21 protein-coding genes and 2 tRNA genes are annotated in these 15,376 nt (G+C 65.0%); 4 read left to right on the top strand and 19 right to left on the bottom strand.

The annotated features are described in order from the left end of the window. Positions 1 to 87: 87 nt before the first annotated feature. Positions 88 to 810, top strand: a complete 723-nt coding sequence (gene coxB / locus SG26_RS15550) for a cytochrome c oxidase subunit II (RefSeq protein WP_014040347.1) — start codon at positions 88 to 90, stop codon at positions 808 to 810. Between the two features lie 27 nt (positions 811 to 837). Here coxB and panB read toward each other — a convergent pair whose 3' ends face one another. Continuing rightward, entirely contained in the window at positions 838 to 1,647 is an 810-nt protein-coding gene (panB, locus tag SG26_RS15545) for a 3-methyl-2-oxobutanoate hydroxymethyltransferase (protein ID WP_050038058.1), read from the bottom strand. Between the two features lie 97 nt (positions 1,648 to 1,744). On the opposite strand from panB, the gene SG26_RS15540 reads away from it, so the two are divergent. Further along, complete coding sequence (locus tag SG26_RS15540; protein ID WP_005534398.1) at positions 1,745 to 1,972, top strand: DUF5822 domain-containing protein; 228 nt, start codon at positions 1,745 to 1,747, stop codon at positions 1,970 to 1,972. Here SG26_RS15540 and SG26_RS15535 read toward each other — a convergent pair. Genes SG26_RS15535 through SG26_RS15525 form a run of 3 tightly spaced genes read right to left on the bottom strand, consistent with a single transcriptional unit; the run spans position 1,951 to position 4,210 of the window. After that, entirely contained in the window at positions 1,951 to 2,493 is a 543-nt protein-coding gene (locus SG26_RS15535) for an HAD family hydrolase (protein WP_050038057.1), read from the bottom strand. The two genes, SG26_RS15540 and SG26_RS15535, sit on opposite strands and share 22 nt — an antisense overlap. Positions 2,494 to 2,541: 48 nt before the next feature. Continuing rightward, a complete protein-coding gene (locus tag SG26_RS15530) occupies positions 2,542 to 3,669 on the bottom strand; it encodes an acyl-CoA dehydrogenase family protein (RefSeq protein ID WP_014040344.1) in 1,128 nt (375 codons plus the stop codon). A 37-nt stretch (positions 3,670 to 3,706) separates the two neighbouring features. After that, on the bottom strand, positions 3,707 to 4,210 hold the full coding sequence (locus SG26_RS15525) for a multiprotein-bridging factor 1 family protein (RefSeq protein WP_014040343.1): 504 nt from the start codon (positions 4,208 to 4,210) through the stop codon (positions 3,707 to 3,709). A 131-nt stretch (positions 4,211 to 4,341) separates the two neighbouring features. Here SG26_RS15525 and SG26_RS15520 point away from each other — a divergent pair. Then, a tRNA-Leu gene (locus SG26_RS15520) sits at positions 4,342 to 4,426 on the top strand. A gap of 266 nt (positions 4,427 to 4,692) precedes the next feature. Here the strand turns inward: SG26_RS15520 and SG26_RS15515 are convergent. Beyond that, positions 4,693 to 4,920 carry a hypothetical protein gene (locus SG26_RS15515; RefSeq protein WP_014040342.1) on the bottom strand — a complete coding sequence of 76 codons (228 nt, stop codon included), beginning with the start codon at positions 4,918 to 4,920 and terminating at the stop codon, positions 4,693 to 4,695. 188 nt (positions 4,921 to 5,108) lie between these two features. Further along, a tRNA-Leu gene (locus SG26_RS15510) sits at positions 5,109 to 5,193 on the bottom strand. Between the two features lie 86 nt (positions 5,194 to 5,279). Between SG26_RS15510 and SG26_RS15505 the strand changes: the two genes are divergently transcribed. Then, entirely contained in the window at positions 5,280 to 5,588 is a 309-nt protein-coding gene (locus SG26_RS15505) for a cyclin (RefSeq protein ID WP_050038056.1), read from the top strand. Here the strand turns inward: SG26_RS15505 and SG26_RS15500 are convergent, their stop codons facing one another. The 13 genes from SG26_RS15500 to SG26_RS15440 form a co-directional block, all read right to left on the bottom strand. Further along, entirely contained in the window at positions 5,589 to 6,077 is a 489-nt protein-coding gene (locus SG26_RS15500) for a phosphopantetheine adenylyltransferase (RefSeq protein ID WP_014040340.1), read from the bottom strand. Positions 6,078 to 6,147: 70 nt separating this feature from the next. After that, positions 6,148 to 6,711, bottom strand: a complete 564-nt coding sequence (locus tag SG26_RS15495) for a winged helix-turn-helix domain-containing protein (RefSeq protein ID WP_050038055.1) — start codon at positions 6,709 to 6,711, stop codon at positions 6,148 to 6,150. Positions 6,712 to 6,823: 112 nt separating this feature from the next. Next, the gene (locus SG26_RS15490; RefSeq protein ID WP_050038054.1) at positions 6,824 to 7,903 is read right to left on the bottom strand and encodes a glutamate--cysteine ligase; all 1,080 of its coding nucleotides are present in this window, start codon (positions 7,901 to 7,903) and stop codon (positions 6,824 to 6,826) included. Between the two features lie 107 nt (positions 7,904 to 8,010). Then, entirely contained in the window at positions 8,011 to 8,643 is a 633-nt protein-coding gene (locus tag SG26_RS15485; protein WP_008309199.1) for a fibrillarin-like rRNA/tRNA 2'-O-methyltransferase, read from the bottom strand. Continuing rightward, entirely contained in the window at positions 8,640 to 9,479 is an 840-nt protein-coding gene (locus SG26_RS15480; RefSeq protein ID WP_050038053.1) for an NOP5/NOP56 family protein, read from the bottom strand. The genes SG26_RS15485 and SG26_RS15480 overlap by 4 nt, the downstream gene beginning before the upstream one ends. An 81-nt stretch (positions 9,480 to 9,560) precedes the next feature. Next, a complete protein-coding gene (locus SG26_RS15475) occupies positions 9,561 to 10,343 on the bottom strand; it encodes a DUF5803 family protein (RefSeq protein ID WP_014040335.1) in 783 nt (260 codons plus the stop codon). Positions 10,344 to 10,353: 10 nt separating this feature from the next. After that, entirely contained in the window at positions 10,354 to 11,028 is a 675-nt protein-coding gene (locus SG26_RS15470) for a DUF2110 family protein (RefSeq protein ID WP_014040334.1), read from the bottom strand. Next, positions 11,028 to 11,558 carry a transcription factor E gene (tfe, locus tag SG26_RS15465; RefSeq protein ID WP_004592762.1) on the bottom strand — a complete coding sequence of 177 codons (531 nt, stop codon included), beginning with the start codon at positions 11,556 to 11,558 and terminating at the stop codon, positions 11,028 to 11,030. Before tfe ends, SG26_RS15470 begins: the two co-directional genes overlap by 1 nt. Positions 11,559 to 11,749: 191 nt before the next feature. Beyond that, positions 11,750 to 12,001 carry a hypothetical protein gene (locus SG26_RS15460; RefSeq protein WP_014040333.1) on the bottom strand — a complete coding sequence of 84 codons (252 nt, stop codon included), beginning with the start codon at positions 11,999 to 12,001 and terminating at the stop codon, positions 11,750 to 11,752. A gap of 96 nt (positions 12,002 to 12,097) precedes the next feature. Continuing rightward, positions 12,098 to 12,655 (bottom strand): dihydrofolate reductase, encoded by a 558-nt coding sequence (locus SG26_RS15455; protein WP_050007210.1) that lies wholly within the window; start codon positions 12,653 to 12,655, stop codon positions 12,098 to 12,100. Further along, complete coding sequence (locus SG26_RS15450) at positions 12,652 to 14,004, bottom strand: sulfatase (protein WP_050038052.1); 1,353 nt, start codon at positions 14,002 to 14,004, stop codon at positions 12,652 to 12,654. Before SG26_RS15450 ends, SG26_RS15455 begins: the two co-directional genes overlap by 4 nt. 58 nt (positions 14,005 to 14,062) lie before the next feature. After that, positions 14,063 to 14,602 carry a tRNA (cytidine(56)-2'-O)-methyltransferase gene (locus tag SG26_RS15445; protein WP_050007209.1) on the bottom strand — a complete coding sequence of 180 codons (540 nt, stop codon included), beginning with the start codon at positions 14,600 to 14,602 and terminating at the stop codon, positions 14,063 to 14,065. After that, positions 14,599 to 15,261, bottom strand: a complete 663-nt coding sequence (locus tag SG26_RS15440; RefSeq protein WP_050038051.1) for a thioredoxin domain-containing protein — start codon at positions 15,259 to 15,261, stop codon at positions 14,599 to 14,601. Before SG26_RS15440 ends, SG26_RS15445 begins: the two co-directional genes overlap by 4 nt. Positions 15,262 to 15,376 lie beyond the last annotated feature (115 nt).

The following is a 15,376-nucleotide window of genomic DNA, read 5'->3' as shown; positions in this document are numbered from 1 at the left end:
CTGGGAACCCGACACCAGTACGGGTCACCGGTCAGCTGTCATCACCTTGGGCAAGTTATTTGACACGGCGATTGGTACAGTGTGACAATGCGTCTCCGACGACGCGTGATTCAGGCGGGCCTTGTCGTGGTCGGGCTCTCGCTACTTGCTGCCCCGGCCACAGCGCAGTCGGTCAACAGGGCGGCTATCGACGACCTCAACGAACAGCTCCTGTACGTCGCTCTGCCGTTGACGTTGTTCGTCGAACTCACGCTCGTGTACGTGATCTACCGGTTCCGGAACAACGACGACCCGCAACCGACGGTCGACGACCCGGCGCTAGAGGTGACCTGGACGGCCGCGACGGGCGCAATACTTGTCTTTGTCGGGATCTCGGCGTTCGTGGTGATGGCTAACCCCTACATCACGCCTGCAGCGGCCGAGGCATCCGCCGGCGGAGGCGACGCCTTCGCGGAGGATACGGAGATAGACGTGCTTGCCTACCAGTGGGGATGGGAGTTCTCCTACGCCGAAGCGAACGTCACGACGGAGGAACGGCTGGTCCTTCCAGCGGACAGGAACGTCACGTTCAGGCTGCGGACGACGGACGTGATCCACGCCATCTACATCCCGCAACTAGGCGTCAAACAGGACGTCTTCCCCAGCCGGACGATAACGGCCCGAACGCACGCGACCGAACCCGGCGAGTACCGGCTGTACTGCGCTGAGATGTGCGGGTCCGGCCACAGCAAGATGAACGCCACCGTCGTCGTCAAGAATCAGTCCGCCTACGACGCCTGGATGGAGAATCAGACGGCTTCGGCCGACTAGCGGACTGCTGAGTAGGCGTGAAAAGCGTCAGTATAGGTCGTCGAGTTCGCCCTCGGTGTGGCTGTGGGACTCAGCCGGGAACTCGCCGGATTCGACGGCGTCGATGTACTCGTCGACAGCGTCGGCGACTTCGCCGCGAACGTCGCCGAACTGCTCGGCGAAAGGCGGGCTGGACTCGGAGAGGCCGACCACATCGGTGAACACGAGCACTTGCCCGTCACAGTCGCCGCCGGCTCCGATGCCGATAGTCGGGATGTCGACGGCCTCGGTGACCTGGGCGGCGAGGTTGGCCGGGATGTGTTCGAGCACCAGCGCGAACGCGCCGGCGGCCTCGTGTTCCCGCGCGAGGTCGAGGATCTCCTCTGCCTCCTCGCGGCCGGTCGCCTGTCTGGTGTAGCCGGTCTGGTTCACGCTCTGGGGCGTGAGTCCGAGGTGGGCCATCGTCGGGATGCCCAGCTCCGTCAGCCGCTCGGTCAGTTCGACCGTATGTGGCCCTGATTCGAGCTTGACCGCGTTTGCGCCCTCTTCTTTCAGCATCCGCCCGCAGTTCTGGATGCTCTCACTCTCGTCCGCGCCGAAGGAGAGAAACGGCATATCGGCGACGACCAGCGCGTCGTCCGCACCGCGTGCGACCGCGCCGACCCGTGAGGCCATCTCGTCGAGCGTGACCGGGAGCGTGTCGTCGTGGCCGAGGACGGCGTTCCCCATGCTGTCGCCGACGAGAATGACGTCCACGCCGGTGTCGTCAACGATGCTCGCGGTCACGGCGTCGTACGCTGTCAGCATCGTGATCGGCTCCTCACCAGCCATCGCCTGCAGATCCCGGACAGTTGGCATATCCGAGCGGGGGCGCGCCTGCGCCTTACCTGTTCGGGTTGCGCAGTTCGCACAGGAAACCGCAAGGTGCTTGCCGCACCTAGCTGTACCACAGGTCGTGCCAACAGTCGAGAAGACGGACCCGGACGGCGTGGACTTCGGGTGGGTGATGCAGGTCACGTTCGTGACGACGATATTGGTCGGCTCGCCACTCGTTGTGCTCGCGTCGACCGCGGTCACGCTCCAGACCTGGACCGCGCGGGCGATGTTCGCGGTCCGCGTCGGCGCGCTCATCTGGTTCCTGACGGCCGTCTGCGTCTACCTCTACGCGCGATACCGGGCTTGATCGAACTCGCTCGCCCACTCGAATGCCATCCCGGCCCGCCGGGCGGCCGTCGCGTCGCTCTCTGAATCGCCGACGAACACGGCCGCGCCGGGGTCGACCCCGATTTCTTCGGCAATCGCCAGCAGACCCTCCGGGTCAGGTTTCGGTGACTCGACGGTGTCACGGCCGACGACCGGCCCAACGTGACTGTCGAGGCCATGGACATCCAGCGCGGCCCGACACGCCTCCTCGGCGTTGAGCGAGCACACGCCGACGGGGACGCTGTGTGGGAGGCCGTCGGCGAGGGTCAGTCGCTCCGACTCGTGCGCCCCGGTCCGCTCGTGGTCGGTGATCGCCGCCTCGACGGCGTCACGGTGGCCGGTCTCGGATGACAGCGTCAGCATCTCCCAGAGGTCGCGGTTCTCGGGGTCGACGTTTCGTTCCCGCAGGACCGTCGCGACGTCGCTGGTCACCGTAGCCCAGTCGACGGCCAGCCTGACGAGCGTCCCGTCGAGGTCGTAGATGACGGCGTCGTGTGTCACACCAAGCGATAGGGCCGACGCCCGCAAAACCGCTTCGCCCCGTCGAGCCTACTCCAGCAAGTCCTGTGCGATAATGTTCTGCTGGATTTCGCTGGTCCCCTCATAGATGGTCGTCACCTTCGCATCGCGGTAGAAGCGCTCGACGGGGTAGTCCGTCGTGTAGCCGTAGCCGCCGTGGATCTGAATCGCCTCGTTGGCTACGTCCACCGCCGTCTCGCTCGCGAAGTACTTCGCCATGCTCGCCGCCGCTCTCGCTCGCTCGCCGCGTTCCAGTTGCTTTGCGGCGTCCCACGTCAACAGCCGCGCCGCCTGCACGTTCGTCGCCATGTCCGCGAGCTTGTGCTGAATCGTCTGGAACTCGCTGATCGGCTGGTCGAACTGCTCGCGCTCCTGCGCGTAGTCGAGGGCCTCGTCGAGCGCGGACTGTGCGAGTCCGACGGCCTGCGCGGCGATGGCGACCCGACCGGTCGTCAGAATCGACAGCGCCGCGGCCAGTCCCTTGCCCTCCTCGGTCAGTTGGTAGCGCTCGGGCACGCGGACGCCGTCGAACTGGAGCGGAGTCGTGTCGCTCGCGCGGAGGCCGAGTTTGTCCTCTTTCTCGCCGACGGTGAGCCCGTCGGTGTCTTTCGGCACCAGAAACTGCGTTATCGAGTCCGGGTCGTCGGGGTCGGTCTTCGCGAAGACGATGACGACGCCCGACCGCTTGCCGTTGGTAATCCACTGCTTCTCGCCGTCGATGACGTACTCGTCGCCGTCGCGCCGGGCGGTGGTCGACATCTCCCGCGGATTCGACCCGGCCTGTGGCTCCGAGAGCGCGAACGCGCCGACCGGGCGGCCGTCGGCCATGTCGGGGAGCCAGTCGTCCTGCACTGCTTTGGAGCCGAACTGTGCGATACACGAGGTCGCGAGACAGTGGACCGACAGCGCCGTCGCGACCGCGAGCGACCCGTACGCGAGTTCCTCGTTGACCAGCGCGTACGTCGGCTTGTCGGCGTCGAAGCCGCCGTATTCGGCCGGTGTCGTCAGCCCAGTGATGTCGATATCCGCGAGCCCGTCCCAGCACTCTTCGGGAAAGGACTGCTCGCGGTCGGCATCGGCGGCTTTCGGACGGATGTCCTCGACCGCGAACTCTCGAACGGTGTCACGGATGGCTCGCTGTGCAGCGGAGAGATCCATACCGACCGTTACAGCGGAGTCACGAAAATATTCGGGGTCAGTTGGACTCGACGAGGTCGATGTCGAGGTACTGTTCGAGCGCCTTGATCGTCGACCCACCGACGTTCGCCTGCGTCGCGCGCCCCTGCTCGACAGCGAGGATGTCCGCTTCGTCAAGATCGAGCTCCTCGGCCAACTCACCTGTCTGGAGGCCCTCGCCCTGACGCGCCTCCGTCACGCGCTCGCCGTACTTGCTGACCAGATACGGGAGCTGGTCGTCGTCGTAATCAGCGCCGTCCTCCCAGTGGGAGGCATCGGCCTGCTGTGCGTCTTGCATCTTCGCCGCGTTCTGCGCGGCTTTGCGTTTCCGGTTCTGCTCGTCGCGCGAGCTGTCACTGCCCGTCGTTCGCTCGTTTTCCCCGTGGTCACGCGCACAGCTGTCACACACCTGGAGGGTCGCACCAGCGACGTTCGCGGTCTGGAGGTCGCCGCCGTCGCTACCGCAGAGCTCACAGCTCCCGCCGGCGCTATCGCCACTACTGCCGGTCGAGTATTTGGCCATGCCCCCCGTAGCGGTTTCGTGATATTTCAAACGTCCGGTTCGCGCGAGTGACACACCCTCCCGGGGCGGGTCCAAACGAAAGCGCTTTTATTATCCCACCGGGAACGATTGAATGCACTCAGCAAGAGCGCGCGTGGGTAGCCAAGCCAGGCCAACGGCGCAGCGTTGAGGGCGCTGTCCCGTAGGGGTCCGCCGGTTCGAATCCGGTCCCACGCATTTCTTTGAGCGCGAACAAATCGTGAGCGCTCTGCTAATCGAACAGAGCGGATTCGAACCCTGCAAGGAACGCACAGCGAACTGCTGTGAGCGAGCATTTCTTGCTCCGGTTCGAATCCGGTCCCACGCACTCTCAGAGTGCAGGTGCATTCCCTTGGGACTGCACCCACGCAAACTTACTTCGGACACAACGCTTCCAGAGCGTTCGCTGTCCCTTCTGTCGTCAAAAACAAACAGACACGACCCTGAGCGAGCCCACTCCTCGCTCACCGCATCTCGTCAAGCGCGACGGCGTGCTCGATGTCGACCGAAATCCAGTGGGTGGGGAGCTCATCGTCCTGATCGCTGAAGACGGTGAGCTCGGTCGGATTGTCCGCATCGTCGACCGCATACTCAAACCGAGTCGATCCCGCGGGGCGAGCAGACGGGTCACGGAGTGGGTCATACACCGACATCGTCAGTCCCTCGTTTGGAACGACGCGGACACTCCTCATAAGCGGCAGTTGTGATTCCTGCGGTGTGAGAATCAGTCGGTAGAGGCGGTGGATGCTATCGCTTGAGTTTGTAGTATGACTGCGCGGGACCGGATTCGAACCGCCTGAACGTCGCTCTCTTCGTTCGCTCGTTCCGTGGTTCGAATCCGCTGGCGATTCTGCTGCTCGCGGTTTGCTCGCAGCAAGAATGCGCGGGACCGGATTCGAACCGGCGGACCCCTACGGGATAGCGTCCTAAGCGCTACGCCTTTGGCCTGGCTCGGCAACCCGCGCGCACCAGTCGGTATCCGCGTTGGCATCAAGAACCCTTCGCTTGCGGGCGACGAAGGTTTAGGTAGGATGGGGAACAACGAACTCGTATGTACCGCGCCAGCGACCGAATCGAGCACGACGAGTGGCTCTCCGACATCGAAGCCGCGTCGGATAGGCTCGACCTCGGGACTGAGGCGCGGTCCCACGCGGTCGACCTGTTTCTCTCGACAGTTCCGGACGAAGACCGGTCGAAACAGGCGACAATGGCTGCCAGCGTGTACGTCGCCGCGCTGGTCGCTGGTGAGGAGCGGTCTCAGTCAGCCGTCGCAGAGGCGACGGACGTCTCCCGGTTGACGATTCAACAGCGCTGGAAGGACTTGCTGGAGACGGCCGGGCTGGAAGCGCCGGGCTGGTAGCTACGAAATGTTCTGACGGCCGGTGCGGTTCGGCGTGAGGTTCCCGTGTTCGTCGATTTCGCCCTCGACGATCCGGGTCGAAGAGATGATGTCGCCGTCCTCGGCGCGGACGTGCGGGACGACTTCGATTTCGAGCGGGTCGTGGCCCCGCTCCTCGCGGATCTCGTTGATGCGGCGGCCGCCGGTCTCCGTCTCGGGCGAGACGACGAGCGTGTCGAACTGCGGCTCCGTGGCGATACCGGTCGGCTCGGTGAGTTCCCGGACCGCCCATTCGCGGCCCTGGTCGGCGGCGAGCGTCGCGAGTTCGTCGGCGAGTGCAGATTTCCGTTCGCTGAACGGCCGAACGTGGCGCTGGTCGTGGCGCGTCTTCGGCGCGAGGTCGTCGCTGGTGAGGCCAACTGTCACGTCCCCGAGTTCGAATGCGCGTTCGAACAGCGCGCGGTGTCCGTCGTGAATCGGGTCGAACGTTCCCCCCAGCGCGACATTCATATCCCGGGCAACGGCGCGGGTAGGTTTAGTAATATCGACTCGCGAAACGGCTTGCAGGAACCCGTTTTGACTACACGTCGGCGTCGTCGTCGCCGCCCTCGGACCCGTTTCCTTCGTCGACAGTGTCCTCGCTGGCGTCGGCGTCGTTCGTGCCGTCGTTCGCATCCTCGACCGAAATCGTTACCGGCTCGTCGTCGGGTTCCAGCGTCGTCTCGCCGCCGATATGATCGTCGAGGTTGAACACCGTGTTCAGTTCCGACTGGATGTCACCGACGATGGTGTTGACGAGGTCGCTCGGCGGAATAGCGCTGTACTCGTAGGGGTTGTTGCCCGCGCCGTCGCTCTCACGCTTCTGGCGGGTCACGACTTCCTCCTCGGTGAGCGCCGCCAGAGCCTCGCGGACCGTGCTCGGATACAGACCGGTCCCCTCGGCTATCTCCTCGCTGGTGCTCTCGGGATGCTGTCTTAGGTGGACGTAGATCCGCGCCCGCGTCTCCGTGTCGAGCACCCACGCCAGCAGGTCGACGATCCCTTCGTCGAACTGCTCGACCGCGCGGTCCGCCTCCTGTTCGATTCGTTCACGGACATCGCCTGTGTCCTCGAGGTCGTCGTGATCGTTGTCGTCTGCAGACATGCGTTGTCTCTGTGAGGACAAAAGCTACAGCTGGATAAAAACCCTTGGCTCAGACTCTCCTGTCGCTCCGCAGTATCGAGCAGGCAAGTCCGGCCGCGGACGACAGCCCAGATCAGGACAGGCGAAGCGAGTCAGCGAGCGCCATGACCCCCTCCTCCGCACGAAGCCGGCGCTGTCGCTCGGCCCCGCTTTCGCGGTCGTACAGCTCCCACAGTCCGTCGATACCCAGCCGGTCGCTCTCCATCTCGACCAGTTCCTCGACCGAGCGTGTCGTCGAGATGTCACGCGATATCAGTTCTGCGGACTGGCCGTGGCGGATTGCACGCCACTTGTTCTCGTCGAGGAACTCCCGGCGGAGTCGCCGGCCGGACTCCCCGTCTTCGTAGCGCTCGGCGAGATCGACGACGAGTTCGCGGACGTACTCGACGAAGGCCAGCACCCGGTCCGGGTCGGCTTGCCCGTCCGGAGCACGTACCTCGACGGTGCCGTGGCCCGAATGCGGTCGCACGTCGAACCAGAGTTCGCCGCGGTCGTCGATACTACCAGTTTCGAGCATCCGCCGTTCGTAGGTCTCGAAGGCGTCGTAGTCGTCGAACGCTGTCGGCATCCCGGTGTTGGGCAGGCCCTCGAATATCTTCCCGCGGGCGGACTGCAGCCCGGTGTCGAAGCCGTTCCAGTACGGCGAGTTCGCCGACAGTGCAAGCATCAGCGGGAGATGCCAGCGGAGTTCGTTCGCCACCCAGACGGCCTTGTCGGCGTCGTCGACGCCGACGTGGACGTGCAGGCCTGCGGTCGTGTTGCGGTGCTGTGGGTACTGGATTCGGTCTAGCTGGGACTTGTACCGGGGCTTCTCGGCGTGTTCGAGTTCGCGCCACTTCGCCAGCGGGTGCAGTCCAGCAGCGGCGATACCGAACCCGTTCGCTTCGGCGTGGTCGACCAGCGCATCCCGGACTGACCGAAGATGCTCACCAGCGTCGGCCGGGTCGTCGATACGCGGCGTCTGCGTCTCGATAACGCACTTGAACAGTTCGTGGTCGAGCCGGCCGTCGAGAACCGCAGGCGGCTCCGTCTCGTAGACGAGTTCGTCCGTGCCAGACGTCGGGCGACCGAACTCGTCGACGACGTAGAACTCTTCCTCGATGCCGAGCGTCCCCATCCGGGTAAAATGCTCGGCAGATCCCGTCGCGTCCATTACTCAGAACATCGGAATCGACCCGGTAAAGCCTTCCGTCCCCGCCCGCTCAGCCCGCACAACTGGATTCCGTCTCGGACGATTATCGCGGGCAGTACCAATCCCAACTAGTCCTCTCGCGGCCGGGCAACGATACCGAGGTGGTCCTCGTGGAACGGGTCCAGACGCGCCGTCTCAAGCAGTTCGTACTCAGCGCTGAGTTCCGTACGCACACTGTCGAACACGGCGTCGGGGTCGGCGGTCACGTCTTCGCTTCTGGCCTTGATAGCCGCGAGGAGCCGCCCGTCGTCAGTCAAGAACTGTTTGTTGAGCGTCGCCACCCGAGCCTGCCCCCTGGTCGCCACGTCCTGCACGACGACGTCGACCGGTTCGACGACGTGGGCGTAGCTCTCAGGCTTGCGTGCGTCCTTGAGCAGCGGGAAGAGATTCCGCCGGCTCTCCGCGGCGTCCAGCAGTTCCCGCACGGGCCGGGGCGCGAACTCGACGGCGTAGGTCGGGCCGCCGAAATCGGCAACGTGACTCACGGTCGTCCCGGCCGCCGCACCGAGGTACAGGACGGTCTCACCGCCCTCCAGACCGGTGTCCATCCCCTGTTCGAGCATCGCGCCGAGCTTCGAGCGGTGCGGGTCCCACCGCCGCCAGTCGCCGTCGGTCCGCTCGCCGTACACCGGCTGACCCTGCGTGGCGAGGCTCGTCTCGCCGTCGAAGTCGTGGCGCTCGACGCCAGTCGGGAGCGTCATTCGTCGCCCTCCTCGGCCCGGGCCTGAATCCGCTCGATACGCCCGTCGAGTTCCGCCTGCAGGTCCGGCCGACGGTCGCCGCTGTAGTGGTCGACGCGAGCGGCGATTGAGAGCTTCCCGGCCAGCGCCCGCGCGGCAGACCCGCGGTCCGCACGACGGGTCCCGCGCACGTACTCGTGGGTGAAGATGACGCCGTGTTTCGGGGACGGCGCGTTCCCTTTGAGGTGTGCGAACAGCGCGTCTTCCGCGCCGAGGACCTGTACCGTCCCGCTCGGTTTCTTCGCCAGCGCTTCGAGGCCGCCGGCCAGTGAAATCAGGCGGGCCGCAAGCACCGGCCCGGCCAGCATCGAGAGGTTCGGCGCGACAGCGGGCGCGGTCCGCTCGATGTACGCTCGGAGCGAGTCCGCCTCGTCGGCCAGCTCGGCCGTCTGCTCGGCGAGCGCCCGGAGGGCAGTGTCTCCCTCGTCCTCGTCGTCTCGGTCGGCCAGCGAGCGAGCGTACTCGACGCCGCTCCCGCTATCACCGTGCCGGCTCCCGCCCCACTCGGCGACCCGTTCGGCGAGTTCGTTTGCCGTGCGCTCGCAGTCGGCCATCGCCCGGACCGCGTGGACGAGCTGCTGGTCGTCAGCGCCCTCTCGTTCGGCGACCGCCGCACTGGTGGCCGCCATCGTCACCTCGTGCAGGCGGTCGTAGTAGGCCGCTTCGTCGTCTGCGAACCCTGCCTCGACGGCCTGCTGTGGCCAGTCCTCCGGCGTGTCGGCTCGCCCGGCCTCTATCTGTTCGACAGCGGCCGCGTCGTCGTCCGGGTCCAGCCCGGCGAACCACCCGTTGCTCATAGCCGTGTGTGTACGCCCGACGCGAAAAAGTGACCCGGTTAGCGCCTGCGAAACGCGTCGGATCTCGCTTTCGATCCGGCCTCAACGCATCCCTGGCGGCGGACCACGGTCCCGCGGGTCGTCGTCACCGTCCTCTTCTTCGAGGTCGATACCGGCCTCCTTGCGTCGGCGAATCACTTCCTGCAACTGCCGATAGTAGTACAGCGTCCCCACGACGCCGATGACGATGGCGATGGCCGACAGGCCGCCGAACAGCCACAGGTCGCGGTCGAGGTAGTATCGGACGACGATCTGGTCAGAGGTCACCTCGTCCCAGCGGATGACCTGCTGGCCGTCGACGGTCTCCGACTCGTAGCCTCCCGGGCTGATTCGCGAGAGGAACGGAATCCCGGCCCCAGTGTTGGGCGGGAGCACGACCGTGTACGAGCCGTCCTCGACGAGCGTGGGGGAAGCGAAGCGCTTGCCGGTCCGAGCGACCGAGTAGCCCACCTTTCCGGAGACGTTCCCGGAGAGATTGACTGTCGTTCGCTGGCGACTCTCCGAAGCGCTCAGCGAGGAGTTTGCGGCGCTAACGACCGTCCCGTTCGCGTACCGGAACCGAAGCGCACTGATGGGAACGCTTCGCTCGCGCCCGAGGCCGTCGACGGTGTACACGTCAAATGAGGTCTCGTTCTCCACGGCGTAGACGGCGGTGTATCTCGATTCCTCGATGACGATTGTTCCGTCTGCCGAGGTATTCCAGTCGTAGCTCGCGTTCTCGTTCAGCCGCTCCGGGTCGACCTCTTCGGAGCCGAAGAAGCCGCTACACCCCGAAAGGGCGACCAGTGCGAGAACGGCGACCAACAGGAGATGGCGGCGTTTCATAGCTCGAAAGTCAGGGCACGATTGCCAGCAGCTCCGACGGCATGTACTGCCCGATGTCGGCGAGCAGCCCCGGCGGGTCGGTGTCCGGGTTGCAGATGATGCTCTGTTCTAACAGGCCGATGCGTTCGACAGTGACGATGTCCTGTGCGTGGCCGGCACGGTTAACTGTTGCACGCGCCTCGGAGCGCGTGACGCTGTTCGCGTTGATACGACCGTTGTCGCCACGGGTCCACTCGTAGAGTCGGTCCTGTTCGACCTCCGCGAGGCGTGCTGGGTCGCCGGCGACGAACCGGAGCGGAAGGTGCTGGACCAGTCCGAACCGCTTCCGGATCTGGCTGGGCGTCCCCTGCCCGAGACCGAGCTGATCGGCCGGAATTCGGACCGTCTGCCCGAAGCCGACATCGAGGACGAAGCCGTCCTCGTCCCAGCTATCGAGCGTTCCGACGTACGTCTCGCCGTCCTCGTGGTCGGCGACCATCTCGCCGAACTCCTCGCGCAGCAGGTTCTTCGCGACCGTCTCGTCGGGGCCGTCGACGGTCACTGACGGGAACTCGTCGTCCCGGAGGCCGATGTCGTACGCCACGTCGAGGTCACCGAGTTCGTTGCCGACCATCGAGCGCAGGCCGTCGAGCGTACGGTCCCGGGCGTCGCCGGCGACGTACACTTTTGTACCGAGGACGACCATCAGGCTTCCACGTCCACGTCAGCGTTCAGTTCGTCTCTGAGCTCCTCGATGCGGTTCTCCATCGCGGTGACGAGACGGGTGTTCTCCATCGTCTCGACCTGGTTGCCACATTCGGGGCACTCGAAGCCGAACTCCATCGCCTCGCCGAACTCGAAGCGGATGCCGCAGTGTTCACAGAGGTAGAACTCGTTTTCCCGCTCGTACTCGCGGCGCTCTTCGAGGCCGTCGAGCAGGCGGTGCATCTCCTCTTGCAGTTGTTCGGGGATCTTCTCGTACTGGAACGTCCAGAGGTACGTGAGCCACCCGGAGTCCTCGTCGCGGAGCCGACGATAGGTCGCGAGGTCGTTCTCGTAGAGGATAAACAGCGCTCTGCGCACGTCGTTCAGTTCGAGCCCGAGCTCCTCGGCCAGTTCCTCGTCGGTCACTTCGCCGTCCGGCGGCGCGGCGGCGACCGGCATCCCTTTCGGTCCGACCAGCTCGTGGAGGTACTTCTGTATGACGGGGTCCTCCAAGAGTTCCTCAAAAGCCATTACCCGCACATCCGGGAGTCATGTGGTTAAAACCATCGGGTCGTCCTCTCTCGAACGCTGACGCAGAGGCCGGGGCCATGATGCTGTCGGGGAGTTCCCGATGTGCCCGCAAACGGGCCACAACGACGGACAGCAGTCCCTTTGTAATACCACCAGCACTGGAACCCGTTGCGACGACCTCGACAACCCCGCTATTCGATTTTCTCGACCGAGGTCCGGCAGGAGGAACAGGTCTCTTTGTCGATAGCGACGAAGACGGAGTCACAGGAGGGGCACTCGTAGAGATTCGATTCAGGTCCGTCGGCCGCGTCCGTACCGCTATCCCCGGCAGAACTGGCCTTGACTCGTTTCTCCGTCACTGCTCCGGCCTGTGGTCCGCTGTCCGACTGCCGTTTCCCACCCGAGAGTACGTCCGATACGGATTTTTTGATTTTGTCTAGCATCGCGAGTTGTTACAATATACTAGTCACTTGTATTACTTTAATAGCTGTGATTTCCCAGACAGTGACAACTCTAGTCGGTTTTCCCCTGATGAACAGTCAGAGGTCGTCGAGCGGTCGCGGCGACGCCTGTTCGTATTCGATAACGTCGAACCCGTCGTGGAACTCCCGGGACAATTCCGTCCATTCCGCTCCCAGGTCCGGGAAGTAGCGGTCCCCCTCGTTTCGCTCGTGGATGCGGCTGAGAAAAATCCGGCCGGCAAACGGGAGAAACAGGTCGTACACCGCCTCGCCACCGATGACGTAGGTGACGGGTGGCGAGTCGCTCGGTTCGGCTGAGTCGTCGCCAGCGAACGCTTCGGTTGCGCCAGCGCGGGCGGCGGCATCGACGGCTATCTGCGGCGTCGTGGCGTACTCGACCGTCTCGGAGTCGGCGCTCCGGCTATCATCGGTCGTCAGAACGACAGTGTAGCAGTCAGTTAGCGGGTCCATCGAATCGAACGTCCGGCGGCCGAGGATGACCGGGTGACCCGCGATGCGGTCCTTGTACTGGCGCACGTCCTCGGGATAGTGCCAGGGGACGCCGCCGTCCAGGCCGATGACGTTGTTCTCGTCGGCTGCGACTACGAGGACTAGTTCGGTGTGGGGTGCTGTCATTTGTAACCAAGTGCCTCCAGCCGGTCGTCGAGCGCCCCGGCAAACTGTGTGTCGGACGCGTCCTCGAACTCGGTGTAGCCATCGAGTAGCGTCGCGATATCCACGTCGGCGTACCGGTCGCTGTCGAAGTGGTTCCGGACGACAGTGGCGTCGATATCGCGGTCCTCGACCGTGCCGCCACAGCCCTTGATGACGGATTCGTGGGCACTGTCGCCCCACGCCGCCCGCTTTCGGACCTCGTCGCCGGGCCGGTCGTGGTAGACCAGTCGGGCGTGCTTCGCAAAGGGTGCGGCGTCGCCACAGATCCGTTCGGCCTCCTCGCGCATCGCCGGGCCGATGGGGGCCTGGGACGCGACGACGGTCCCGTTCGGCGAGGCGAACGCCGGGCCGTCCGCGTTGCCGTCGCCGAGTGCCATCGCGCGGACGGCGTCGGGGAACCGGCTGAGCGTCGCCAGATCGGTAACGCGGTGTCCCTCCCGCTGGCCGGGGGCACGGACGACGAGTGGGACGTGATACATACTGTCGTGAGTCCCGATGCGGTGGCTGACGGCCGGCGGTTCCTCGAGGATTGCCGTTGGCTCGCCGAAGCCCTCGCCGTGGTCACCGGCGAAGACGACCAGCGTGTCGTCGAGGACGCCCTGTTCGTCCAGTCCGCGGATCAGTGTCTCGAAGATGGCGTCGGCCTGCCGGACCGCGCCGTCGTATATCTGTTCGAGAATGCTGGCAAAGCCGAGCGACAGGTTCCCCGAGAGGAACTCCCAGTGCCACTTGAAACCCATCGACTCCTGGAGTGCGCGGGAGCGCTCGTCGCTCCACTCGTCGTATTCGGCGAGTGGTTCGTACGGCCGGTGGGTGTCCATCAGGTTGATGCAGGCGGCCCACTCGCTCTCCCGGCTGTCGATCCACTCAAGCGTCCGGTCGGCGTACCAGAAGCCGTTGGGCCAGTCGCCCAGCGAGCCGTTCGTCTCGTAGGCCGAGTCGTACTGCTCGGGTGAGCCGATGGCCGTTTGAAACACCTCGTCGAGCCCCGATTCGTGGTCGGTCAGGAACGGATTGTCGGAGAACAACCCCGTGTCATAGCCCGCTCCCGCAAGCTCCTCGAAGATCGTGTGGCCGGCGTCGAGTCTAGCGGTGTGGTCGACGCCGTGTTCGTGGACCTCGTGGCCAGTGAACATACTGACGTGGCTGGGAACGGTCCAGTTGCTCGGGCTGCGAGCCTGTGTGTACACCGTCGCCTCCTCGGCGAAGGCGTCGAGGAAAGGCGTCGTCTCCCGGCGATAGCCCAGGACTGAGGTGTTCCGGGCGCGGAGACTGTCAGCGACGACGAGCAACACGTTATGACGCGACATCTGCACCACAGTTAGCGTCGAGCGATAAAAGGCCCGCGGCACAACTGCGTGGGTATCGCTACTCGTCGGGGTCGACGACTCGTTTGCCGGTTTCCTGCGGGACGACGACTCTCTCGGGGTTCTCCCACTCGCGGTCCAGTTCCCGGCCCTCGAAGAGGCGGTCGAGGAAGACGGCCAGGGAAGCGACCTCGGAGTGTGGCTGGTTGGTGACGCCGACGTTCCAGTCGGCGTGTTCGTACACTTCGAACGGGACCTTCTCTGCGCCAACGACGACCAGCAGCGGTTCCTCGGCGTGGGCCTCGCGGACATCACCCTCGATATCTTGCACCGGTTCGCCGTACATCGTCAGGTGGACCACGCGGCCCTCGAAATCACGGATGAGCCGCTTCGGTTTCTCTGTCGAGGCCACGTCGAAGGGGCCGCCAAAGCGGTCGGTGATGTCTATCACCGTGTCGGCCTGATTGCGAGCGGCGTTGGCCAGCACGACTTTGTCAGCCCCGAGCGCGCGTGCGGTGAGACCGACGTGGGTCGTCATCCGCTCGTCCCGGCCGGGCCGGTGGCCCAGTCGAAGCACCGTCACCTGCGGCGACTCTTTCATCCGTCGCTCCGTGCCGCTTCGATGGCTGATCGGACCGGCTCGTAGGCGATTTCGCTCCACTCGACCCGCTCGTCGTTGACGAACACGGTCGGCGTCCCCTGGACGCCACGGTCGATACCGGCATCGCGGTCGCCGGAGACTGTCGGGCGGTACAGTTTCCCCGTCGCGGCCGCTCGAACCGTTTCGCCGTCGACGTCCAGTCCCTCCGTCAGTTCGGCGTAGGTGTCCGGGCCCAGCTGGTTCTGGTTCGCGAACAGGCGCTTGGAATACGTGAAGAAGGCCGCCGCGCCGACGTTGTCCTGCACGGCGCGCGCGGCGCTTGCGGCCTGCCACGAGACTTCCTCGTCGACCGGAATCGGGAAGTCGTGGTGCTCGTAGCGGACGGTTCCGTCAGCGAGGTAGTCGTCGCGGAGTTGCGGGAAAACGGATTCCGAGTAGGTCGCACAATGTGGACAGGCGTAGTCCTCGTACACCGCAACGGTCACGTCGGCCCCGGGGTCGCCCGCAACCGGCGTTGAGAGCGGTTGGCCCGGGAGGGGCGTCGGCGTCTCCGTTGTCCCGGCTGATTCCGACTCCGAGCTACCGCCGGCACAGCCGGCCATCGCGCCGACAGTGCCGACGGTGGCCGCCAGCAGCCCGCGGCGAGTGAATCGAGTCATAGCCGACTCTCACAGGGGAAGCTATAAAACGACGTTGTCATCCGTTACTGGGGTACGGATTCCCCTGGAATCGGCCGCGACCACAACGTTTTTTCTCGCATGGGAAGCATCGCAC

The organism is Haloarcula sp. CBA1115 (assembly GCF_000827835.1).
GTDB lineage: Archaea > Halobacteriota > Halobacteria > Halobacteriales > Haloarculaceae > Haloarcula > Haloarcula hispanica.
The sequence above is the reverse complement of the archived record's forward strand: the minus strand, read 5'-3'. Positions and strand labels throughout refer to the sequence as shown.